The following is a 9,846-nucleotide window of genomic DNA, read 5'->3' as shown; positions in this document are numbered from 1 at the left end:
ACACCCTCACCGCTTTTTATCTCTTTACGGGCAGCAACAATCTCTTCAAGCAGCTGTGCTTTCTCTACCAGCTTTCGATACTCTTCCACATCCATGAGAACAGCAGAGTTACTCCCTTTTTCTTTAATTACGAGAGGCTCTTGATCTTTTTTTACCTTTGTCATGAATGTTGCAACATCTGCCTGAAAGTCGTTAAGTGAACAGGAATTTTCTTCGAGTTTAATTTTAGTCATAACAAGTAGTTTTAAATCAAAATTGTATTTAATGAATTGGAGCCAGCATCATCCAATTTAAAATACTCCTCTGCAATTTTTCTGAAGTGAAACCGTAATTCGGTCTACCTCTTCGGCTCCGTCCGGAATTTCTTCCAGCTCAAGCCCCGGGAAGAACAGTTCATCTTTCCATTCTTGTATGGTTGAACTGAAAAATTCTGAGGCTGTAGAGTCTGCTTCATAAGCAATGATATCATAATTCTCTCCCAGGTCTCCACCGAATCTTGTGATAACCTGCCATCCCCCGTCTCTTTTGTAAGAGGTGTTCGTTTGATCAGATTGAGGATAATAAAATCCATCTGAGGGCATCAGTAGCACCCAAATGTCTTTTTCAAGAGGTTCCGGATAGACGCCCATCGTTAAAATACGGCAATCCACTCTGTCTCCATCTACCGGAGAGATGATCTGAGTGCGATCTACTGGATACTCTACCTGCTTCACGTTTCCGGTTGTAACCTGTTCCATCTGAGCCAGGCTGTTGGTTATTCCATAAGTGTATCCGCCATAGATAACCAGCATGATTCCAACCAAACCAAAAGACACCCTGACTTTAGCACTCATCAACGGTTCGGACGACTCTTTGAATGACATGCTTCCAACCAGTGCTAAAAGGACAAGCACCGTACCCACAATGATTGTTACGATTTCTAATGACATTATTTTCTCTTTTAAGTGAAGGGAATAGTCATAAATTGAAAGCTTATTAATTTTAATAACTTTCCGATAGTGTTACTATTTAATATTACCTGAAAATCTCCTTATTTGAAAATAAGATGAGAAATTTTACAAGAGAAAACCGGTACAGAGAGTTATAAAACCGGAAGGCACTCGCAAAAAAATCGCCTGTTCTATTTTTGGAAATCAAGAACAGCCGGAATAAATAGACTTAGTTTTATAAAGGAAAAGTCTATTCTTCCGATAGCTGAAAAAAACTGTGATATATGTAACTCTAACTGTTAAATAGATAAGTGATATGGCATAGTATAAATTATCTTAAGTGCTGCACGATTGCATAAATGCCGTGTTGCACTTATTACTTGAACTCAGAAAATATTAAGCTATCCGACAGAAAACTTCATAAAAAATCACTCTTATTGGATTACAAAATGGAATTCATTGCGAGACAGTAAATTAACTGAATTTAAGTGGCTCCATTAGTGTTTGATAAATGAGGTGTATGAAAGATTCTCATTTTAATGATATAAGCTTAATTTCTTCAAAAATTGCATCATGAAACTATACATCAAATATATGGTTAGTTTACGATGTAAAATGCTGGTAAAAAGCGAGCTTGAAAAACTTGGTTTAACTTGTTCATCTGTAGAACTTGGCTTTGTAGACGTAAAAGAAGAGATTACTAAAGATCAGCTGGATACATTCTCAAAAAACCTGAAAAAATCGGGTCTTGAACTCCTGGATAACAAAAAGAATATTCTGGTTGAGAAGATTAAAGCTGTAATTGTTGAAATGATTCACTACTCCGACGAAGTACCAAAAGTGAATGATTCAGAATACATCAGTGAAAAACTGAATTACGATTACACCTATCTCTCTAACACATTTTCGGAAGTGAAGGGAATTACCATACAGCAATATATTATTCTGCATAAAATTGAAAAGGTGAAAGAGTTGCTTATTTATGATGAACTGACTCTCACTGAAATCGCATACAAACTACATTATAGCAGTGTTGCACATCTTTCAAATCAGTTTAAAAAGGTTACCGGACTGACACCCACATATTTCAAAGAGTTGAAAGACAGACGAAGCAAAAGTCTGGAAGATCTCTGAATCGGTAAAGTCTTTTACGAAACTCCGTCCAAACCAACATTTTTATGGCTACTCTTGATTATAGTCGAGATCATTTTGAAACGGATTTTAGCTTCAATAATATTGCGTGTGTGAGCCGGAATGATAATCGATTGACCAACGACGAGCCTATGCGCCGTATCGTCTATTACTACCACTGCTTCTCCATCGATAATCTGAATAAAAGTATCGAAGGGAGAAATTTTCTCCGAAAGTGCCTCCCCAGAATCGAAAGATACTGCAGAAATGTTCCCCGTTGTTTTTTTGATAATCGTTTTGATGACTACCGAATTCGGTATGTACTCAATAATCTCAACGATGATATGAGTTTTTGCTTTTTCTAACTCTAGATTATTTAAACTCATGGGTAATAGTTGAAGTGAGTACGTTTTCCATAATTTTTTATAAAACTGATAAGGAATTAGGAAGCAATTTTTTGTATTGTTTTCAGGCTTTTATCGATGAAGTAAATTAAATACAAAAAAAGAGGCCCTGATGATACAGAAGCCCCTTTAGGTAAATCAATATTGCGATTTACTAATTGTCTCTCTTTGATTTCACAGCCGATTTTTCTTCCGGATTGTGTTGCGGGTTTTTATTGACCGGCTTTTTCTCGTCTTGATTCTTTTTGTGGTCTCTATTGTGTTTGTCCATATTTGCTCCATTTGATTAACTAATTAACTATAAATCAATGTATAGAAACAATAAAGATATACTGTTACAGCAACCCCGCTTAATGTTATAGATATGCTTTTATTTGGGTGCTGTAAAAATTTCGTTCCTGACGGCACTTATTTGTATCCGGTTCAAAATATTATCTTAATAGGAGGATATTCTTGAGTTTTAATAAAAGTTCATTTTATGCGACCCTCATATACAAACTTTATATTCGTCCTCAAACTCTTACTGACGAGGAAGCTTTAACCAGGTACCGGCACTGATCTGTTCATCGAGCTCTACCTGGTTCATAATGGCAAGGTCCTCTGGGGAAACTGTAATCGATAAGCCATCGAGGTTTCCTGGTATAAAAGATTGGAAAGTTCCTGAACGGTTGGTTTTAACTACTTGCAGACGAACAGGCTGAATATTCAGAATATCTTGATCGTTTAACTCTTTGAATCCCCCGGTAGTCTCATCAAAGCTAGAAGCATAGGTACTATATTTATCAGCGGTGGTGTAGTTCAAAAAACGATAAATGGAGCCATCATACTCAATCGCATAGACATAAAATTTGAGTTGGGTTCCATCCTCAGTCTGGCCGGTCGCTTCAGCCCTATAAGCAGTCAGGCCGTTACTTTCTGTTCTGGATTTCCCCTCCGTATTAATTCCATCCTGATTCAAAAACTCATTGACCGAAGCCTCAGCATTTGCTGATTCCCCATCCAGCGTCATAATTGAAACGGCATCCTGATCTGTGTTAACAACAGCAACCAGCGACCGTTGGTTGATCACCTGCCATCCATCAGGGTAGGGAAATTGAAATTCCAAATCCGGATGGTAGAAAAACCCGTTACGGGTAAATCCTTCCCGTGGGTTATCACCATAGATCATATTGTCAAGTTTACCCATATAATCGTCCGTATTTTCAATCGTCTGTTCATACCCTTTTGCTTTCCACTCTTCGGCAAGTTCCGGAATGCTGCTAGCCCTTTCAGCCGGATCGGGGTGGGTAGATTGCCAGTTAGGAAGACTTTGACCCGATTGTTCCGACATACGGTTAAGCGAAACAAAAAACTGTGCTCCTTCAGCTGCCATATAATGCTGCATGGACGCATACTCAACACCAAGTTGATCCGATTCCCGCTCATCATCCCGGCTGTAGCTTAAAAACAGAAGTTGGGCAGCCTGGCTGCCAATACCAAGAATATCTCCGCCGGGAAGGCCCAGCAGTTCCCCGCCTATAGCTCCCCCAATCAGTGCAAGCTGACCCATCTGTTGCTCAAAGGCCCGTTGGGAGGCGTGGCGAGCAATCACATGACCAATCTCATGGCCCAGTACTACGGCGAGTTGGGCTTCATTATCAAGATGAGACAGCAGTCCACGAGTCACATAAATATATCCGCCAGGCAAAGCAAAAGCATTCACGACCGGGCTGTCCAATACGCGAAAGTAGAAGTCTGTATCTGCATAAACTGAAGGTGTATCCTCCCGGTTGATATGACTCACTGCCAGCATCTCCTGCCCAATCTCATCAACATAGGCTTTCAGCTCATCATCATCGTACAGTCCGTACTGCTGCTGTATCTGCTGATCGGCCTCCTGACCAATCTGTTTTTCCTTTTCCCAGCTGTAGCCATACGCCCGTTTATCACCGCTTATAGCACTTCGTTGAATACTGCAGGCGGAAAGAACGAGCCCAACAATTAACAAAAGACTCAACTTTGAAGTAGTGTTTTTCATATCTCCTCTCAATTATCTTTATAAACTTTATCTGTCTATTTTGACCGAGATATGAGAACCCCAACAATGAGAACAATGAGTGAGATCAAAATAGGAACCCAGTCGCCGGAGCTTACCGCGACATCTGCTCCCAAGACTGAAAATGATTCAGAATCCTGGATGTACTGATACCCAAAAAATATTACTCCGATCAACCCGCCTATACTCAAAATACCGCCTAATATTTGTTTCATAATCTCCCCTTTCAATTTTTTTTTAAACATTACAAAATATCGCAATATGTTCTTTACTCATTAAATTTCAAAACTTTAAACATCACATGCATTATGTGGAATAGTGTAAGTGTTACATATATCACGGGTTTTTAAGGTTAATACAAATTTGAACGGTTCCAAATCGATCCATTTCGGAACATTACACTTAACATGATCAACGTTGATATTCGGATAGTCGTCCATCAGACGGCAATTTGTGAATTTTAAAACCTCTACTCTTCAAAAGTCTGATGGGATGATTTCTCATCAAAAAAGGATAGCTCCGTACAATTCACTTCAATGAAATCTGCAACTCAACATCGGGAAGCTGTAACAACACTGAGACAATTTATAAGCAGATTGATGGTGTGATGATTATTTCACGACAATATTTAATAACAAAATCATGAGAAAATATAAACAAGCCTATAAAAGCCTGACGATCACAGCTCTACTGTTCACCGGTATTACAGCCGGCGCTTTTGCCCAGGACAACAAGATTGTATCCCCGGAAGCTATAGCGCCTGTCATAATATCAACAACTCCCACGGGAGGTGATATGAATGTTGAACCCGGCAGTGTGATCAAAATTACGTTCAGCAGTGATATGAATGAATCAACTATCAATGGATCGACCCTTGTACTGTATGCAACCAGAGCAGATACAACAGTGTATCAGAACAGCAAAGTGATGTTAAACGAGCACATAAGAGACATCTCTAAACCTGCTCCAGAATCCAGCTGGGAGTATTCAACTAATTCCGTGAGCGGAACCGTCAGCTATTCAGATAAAATCGCAACTTTTACACCAAATTCTGATTTAGAGGATGGAACTCTATACACCTTTACTGTAACAAAAGATGTTAAAAATTCAGAGAATAATGCTCTTGAGAGCGATCATGAATGGAGCTTTACAACTTCTGGCACTTCTAACCCCATCTACTCTGATAAACAAAATGAGTAAAAGGGTATGAACAAAAGTGAATACAGTGCAAACACTGCAGATAAAGCTTTAAAAGCCAAAAACAATTGGATTGACCTCGGTAAAGCCGGTCAATTTGTAATTCTTGCCCAAACAAATATTAACAACAAATCAGAATCTATGATTACGGGCCACACTGGAGAAGGGTCTGTTAAAAATGGCACGAATAAAGAAAAACAGAGTTCTCATTCAGAAAGAAAAGGAGTTAAAAGCCAGGCTTTAATTCTACAATCAAATCAAAGCGACACAACATACCCTGATGTGAATGAAGCTATAAAAGATCTGTTGACGGCTTATAGTGACGCATCCATGCAGAACGGTGATGATATAACAGTTCACGAAACAGGAGGCTTACACAGTAACGACTTAACTTCCGGTGTACACGAATGGAGCGATTCTCTTCATATTGCATCCGATGTTAATTTTTCAGGTGGTGAAGATGATGTATGGCTTATCAAAATAGGCAGTGATCTTACTATAGATGAAAATATCGTATTCACTTTAAATGATGGTGCCCAGTCGGATAATATCTTTTGGTATGTAGAAGGCGAAGTAACCATCGGCAAGGATGCCAATTTTGAAGGCATTATTCTATCTATGAATGAGATCACACTTGAAGACGATGCAATACTGAATGGAAGAATGTTTAGTCAGGCTTCAATTACACTCAATGATAATACCGTAACCGAACCAAGAAATATGATAGCCGGGCGCACAACTTCAACGAACAAATAAATTTGAATGATTGTTGTAGCTATTTAGCAATGTATAGTACCTTCAAAAAAGGACACTGAAAGTGTCCTTTTTTATTTACCGTGTCAAATAACCTTTTCAAAATATGCTATTCAGTAAGCATAATTTAATGATCCCTTTCTTCAATTAATAGATAACTACTTCAACAATATCTTTTTTAAAGTAGCCATTTATCTGTACGATTATTAAAAATTTTACCAAATACAGAAACCGGCAGCTCCTCTCGTTAAATAGATGTAGACATAAATCACTTTGGGTGATGAATGCTCCCTAATTTTAATCCAAGATTGTTCACTCAGTTTGTAATCAGTGTACGTAAAACATGTAAGCTAAACTTGATAAAATGTAATGAATATTGTAGAAATTAATCGCAATTTACTTGTATGAAATACATTCACATATAACCCACTCCAAGTGTACAAACAGGGTGCTCAAATGAAATCAATAATCTATTCCAAAATTTATCTGCTCGCAATATTGGCACTTTTTAGTATCTCGTGTGAAAAAACAGTCAGCGGATCTGAACCTGATCTTTCAGATACACTGGACCCCGTTGAAGGTGTAACGCTCATTCCGGGAGGAGATAATGCAACCATACAGGTCAATAAAAACCATCAAACAGCCTATTTTAATTTACAACTGAGTGATATCGGTACAAATGAACTGATAGAAAACGGTACTAAAGAGGCCTGGTGTATAGACTGGACCAAACCTATTCAGAGCAGTAATACCACTTACAGCGGCATTAAACTCTATTCTACGGATATGGTGGATAAGTGGAAACCAGTTAATTATCTGCTCAATATCAGCCAGGACCTTAGAAGCGGTGACCCCGATTTAACATGGCGTGAAATTCAGTTGGTGGTATGGTCACTTAGAGCAAATCCGGAGTTTGATCTAAATACAGTCGCAACTGAAGACCTTCCTTCTTCTTTTCAAACTGAGAATGGAGAACGGAATTTTGACGCTCAAAAAGTAACTGATATTCTGGCCATGGTAGAAGCCGGCTATGAAGATTTTGATTTTTCTTCAGGAACAAAGTTTGCTGTGATCGCTGAAACACCCGTAGATATTCAAACTGTATTTGTTGTAGTTGAGAAGAAGTGATCATTGAATCTATTCAGCTGGCAAAAACTCCACTATTTAATATAGTTTAAACCAGCTGAAGTTTTTCAAATTCAATGACTTTGTATGTGTAGACGAAATAACTGAATCAAGTAACACTAGTCAGGTAAAAAATTTCAGCTTTGAGATCCATTCAATATTACAGACTTGATTTTAGTTACAAAATGGAAAGCTCCTTTTTTGTGCAAATTTATACCCGGTAGAGGGAATGACAATGAAAAAGTTGTTCCTGAGCCTTTTTCGCTTTCAACATCTATTCGACCGTCCACTTCAAAAACCATCTGTTTGACGTGCTGAAGGCCAATACCCGATCCTTCCTCTCCGTCAGTTCCCAATGATCTTGCAACCGGTTTCCCCTGATTAAATGCTGAGACCTGTTCTGCCGACATACTTTTACCGGTATCCGATATGCTCATGAACAGCATACTTCTGTCATCCTCTGCACCCAGTGTAAACTCCACTATAACCGTTCCACCTGATGGGGTAAACTTGACAGCGTTCGCAATTAAATTCCCGGTAGTCTGTATCAGGTTCAGAAATAAATTGGATTGGAGTTCAATCTCCGTTTCGATTTTGTTTTTGAGCATTAGGTTAATCCCCTTGTTTTTCGCCATTGGAAGATATAATCGATGAATCTCTTTCATAGCAGAAGAAAGTCTTTTATCGATATTTATATTTTGCTTTTCACTCTGCAGATCATCCCCAATCACAAATTCTTCATCTACCAGGTCTAATAAAGACTGCGCTGAATCTTTAATCATCTTGAGATCCCTGGTTTCCACGTTAACCCGGTCTTTGTCATCACTAATCAATATATCGAGCATTCCGATAATACCACCGAGAGGGCTCTGCAGATCATGTTTTAAATTTCGCACATGATTGTTCAGATATTCCACCCGGGAGGAAAGCAGTTTATACTTTTTTTCGAGTTCCAAATTCCTATTTATTATCTGAGCAATATTCTGTAGCTGTTCTGTATCATCAGATGTATTAGACTGATCATTTTTTTGTATATCCATGCACTACTGATTTATCTCTTAATATTAATTTACTCTAACAATATAGAGATTGAGAACCAACTGCTAGTTATAGCTAAGAACGGCAGATTTGCATATATCACGGAAAACAAGGACTAATAAGCGATTCTCAAAAAATGGCAAAAGAAATAAACTTCATATAACTGTTAAATATATAAATCTGTCCCATCTCTTTATAACGCTATATAGCTTTTATTCCCGCACATTACAGTTGTGTAAATACATTCACATCTACTTCTGCATGCTGCAGGAAATGAATAGAATATCAAACCCAAAGTATTATGAAACACCCAATTAGTATACTCACAACCCTCACCCTTATCGCAGGATTTATTTTGGCGGGTTGTGATAGTCCATCAATTAAGATGCAGGAATCTGAAACCTCTGGCGTCGAAACAAACGCTGATTTAGAAATGGAAAAAAATGAAGTGGAAGCTGAACTCATGGTATACAGAACCAAAAATGACGATCGGATAAAGGAATATAACCGGACCATTAATGAGATCGAAAAGAAAATAGATAACGAATCTGATATGGATATTAAAGTCAGAATGGAAAAAAAGCTAGCCGAGTTTGAAGCCACACATGATGACCTGGAACGCGAAATGGACAATTATAAAGCTTCAGGAAAAGATAACTGGGATAACTTTAAAGACAGTTTCAGCAGCCGAATGAATGATCTTGGAGATTCTCTTGACGATTTCTTTACAACCTCCGGTATTACCGCTACATCCGGAAATTGACTTTAACCTAAACCTTTAACGCCAATTGTCATGGGAAATTTATTATACATCATCGCCGTCATTTTGGTCATTGGATGGTTAGTCGGTTTTATAGGCTACAGTGCCGGCGGGTTAATTCATATTCTGCTGGTTATCGCCGTCACTGCCATACTACTTCAAATTATACAGGGCAAAAGAATAGCTTAGCTGTCAGAGAGATTAATAATCAGGCCGGAAAACTATCCAAACGCTTCGTTGGCCTGAAATGATCCGACCTTACAACGGTCGGGGAATTAAAGAGAAACGGAGTCAAAAATCACCCATTAATATTTAAAAGGAATCAAACAATGAAAATTTCATCCGTAATTGTAACCACCATATTTGTAGGAGCTGCGGGTCTTATCGCAGGAACTCTTTTTGTACCCGGAAAGGGAGTAAAAACAAGAAATAAAATTTCTAAAAAAGGGCATGAGTACAAGGATTATCTCGTTG

Annotated in this window: 12 protein-coding genes; 6 read left to right on the top strand and 6 right to left on the bottom strand. The window is 38.4% G+C overall.

Annotation, left to right across the window (positions count from 1 at the left end; all coding sequences use genetic code 11):
* Both ACESM0_RS10780 and ACESM0_RS10775 read right to left on the bottom strand, forming a co-directional pair.
* On the bottom strand, positions 1–233 hold a 233-nt coding region (locus ACESM0_RS10780; RefSeq protein ID WP_372906219.1), incomplete at its 3' end, for a type II toxin-antitoxin system Phd/YefM family antitoxin.
* Positions 234–290: 57 nt separating this feature from the next.
* The gene (locus tag ACESM0_RS10775) at positions 291–929 is read right to left on the bottom strand and encodes a hypothetical protein (protein ID WP_372906218.1); all 639 of its coding nucleotides are present in this window, start codon (positions 927–929) and stop codon (positions 291–293) included.
* A 573-nt stretch (positions 930–1,502) separates the two neighbouring features.
* Between ACESM0_RS10775 and ACESM0_RS10770 the strand changes: the two genes are divergently transcribed.
* On the top strand, positions 1,503–2,063 hold the full coding sequence (locus ACESM0_RS10770) for a helix-turn-helix domain-containing protein (protein WP_372906217.1): 561 nt from the start codon (positions 1,503–1,505) through the stop codon (positions 2,061–2,063).
* Positions 2,064–2,077: 14 nt separating this feature from the next.
* Here ACESM0_RS10770 and ACESM0_RS10765 read toward each other — a convergent pair whose 3' ends face one another.
* From ACESM0_RS10765 to ACESM0_RS10755, 3 genes are all read right to left on the bottom strand, one after another.
* Complete coding sequence (locus tag ACESM0_RS10765; RefSeq protein WP_372906216.1) at positions 2,078–2,446, bottom strand: cupin domain-containing protein; 369 nt, start codon at positions 2,444–2,446, stop codon at positions 2,078–2,080.
* Between the two features lie 538 nt (positions 2,447–2,984).
* A complete protein-coding gene (locus ACESM0_RS10760) occupies positions 2,985–4,481 on the bottom strand; it encodes a M48 family metalloprotease (RefSeq protein ID WP_372906215.1) in 1,497 nt (498 codons plus the stop codon).
* A 35-nt stretch (positions 4,482–4,516) separates the two neighbouring features.
* The gene (locus tag ACESM0_RS10755; RefSeq protein WP_372906214.1) at positions 4,517–4,714 is read right to left on the bottom strand and encodes a hypothetical protein; all 198 of its coding nucleotides are present in this window, start codon (positions 4,712–4,714) and stop codon (positions 4,517–4,519) included.
* Positions 4,715–5,141: 427 nt separating this feature from the next.
* Between ACESM0_RS10755 and ACESM0_RS10750 the strand changes: the two genes are divergently transcribed.
* The 3 genes from ACESM0_RS10750 (at position 5,142) to ACESM0_RS10740 (ending at position 7,577) form a co-directional block, all read left to right on the top strand.
* Positions 5,142–5,699: an Ig-like domain-containing protein gene (locus tag ACESM0_RS10750; RefSeq protein WP_372906213.1), complete on the top strand. Its 558-nt coding sequence runs from the start codon at positions 5,142–5,144 to the stop codon at positions 5,697–5,699.
* A gap of 6 nt (positions 5,700–5,705) precedes the next feature.
* Positions 5,706–6,452 carry an ice-binding family protein gene (locus ACESM0_RS10745; RefSeq protein WP_372906212.1) on the top strand — a complete coding sequence of 249 codons (747 nt, stop codon included), beginning with the start codon at positions 5,706–5,708 and terminating at the stop codon, positions 6,450–6,452.
* Between the two features lie 453 nt (positions 6,453–6,905).
* Positions 6,906–7,577 carry a hypothetical protein gene (locus ACESM0_RS10740; RefSeq protein WP_372906211.1) on the top strand — a complete coding sequence of 224 codons (672 nt, stop codon included), beginning with the start codon at positions 6,906–6,908 and terminating at the stop codon, positions 7,575–7,577.
* A gap of 134 nt (positions 7,578–7,711) precedes the next feature.
* On the opposite strand, the gene ACESM0_RS10735 is transcribed toward ACESM0_RS10740, so the two are convergent.
* Positions 7,712–8,614, bottom strand: coding sequence for a sensor histidine kinase (locus tag ACESM0_RS10735; protein ID WP_372906210.1), 903 nt, complete (start codon positions 8,612–8,614; stop codon positions 7,712–7,714).
* Positions 8,615–8,913: 299 nt separating this feature from the next.
* Between ACESM0_RS10735 and ACESM0_RS10730 the strand changes: the two genes are divergently transcribed.
* Entirely contained in the window at positions 8,914–9,375 is a 462-nt protein-coding gene (locus tag ACESM0_RS10730) for a hypothetical protein (protein WP_372906209.1), read from the top strand.
* 30 nt (positions 9,376–9,405) lie between these two features.
* Positions 9,406–9,561, top strand: coding sequence for a lmo0937 family membrane protein (locus ACESM0_RS10725; RefSeq protein WP_372906208.1), 156 nt, complete (start codon positions 9,406–9,408; stop codon positions 9,559–9,561).
* The last annotated feature ends 285 nt before the right edge of the window (positions 9,562–9,846 follow it).

This window comes from Rhodohalobacter sp. (genome assembly GCF_041686455.1).
Classification (GTDB): Bacteria; Bacteroidota; Rhodothermia; order Balneolales; family Balneolaceae; genus Rhodohalobacter.
The sequence above is the reverse complement of the archived record's forward strand: the minus strand, read 5'-3'. Positions and strand labels throughout refer to the sequence as shown.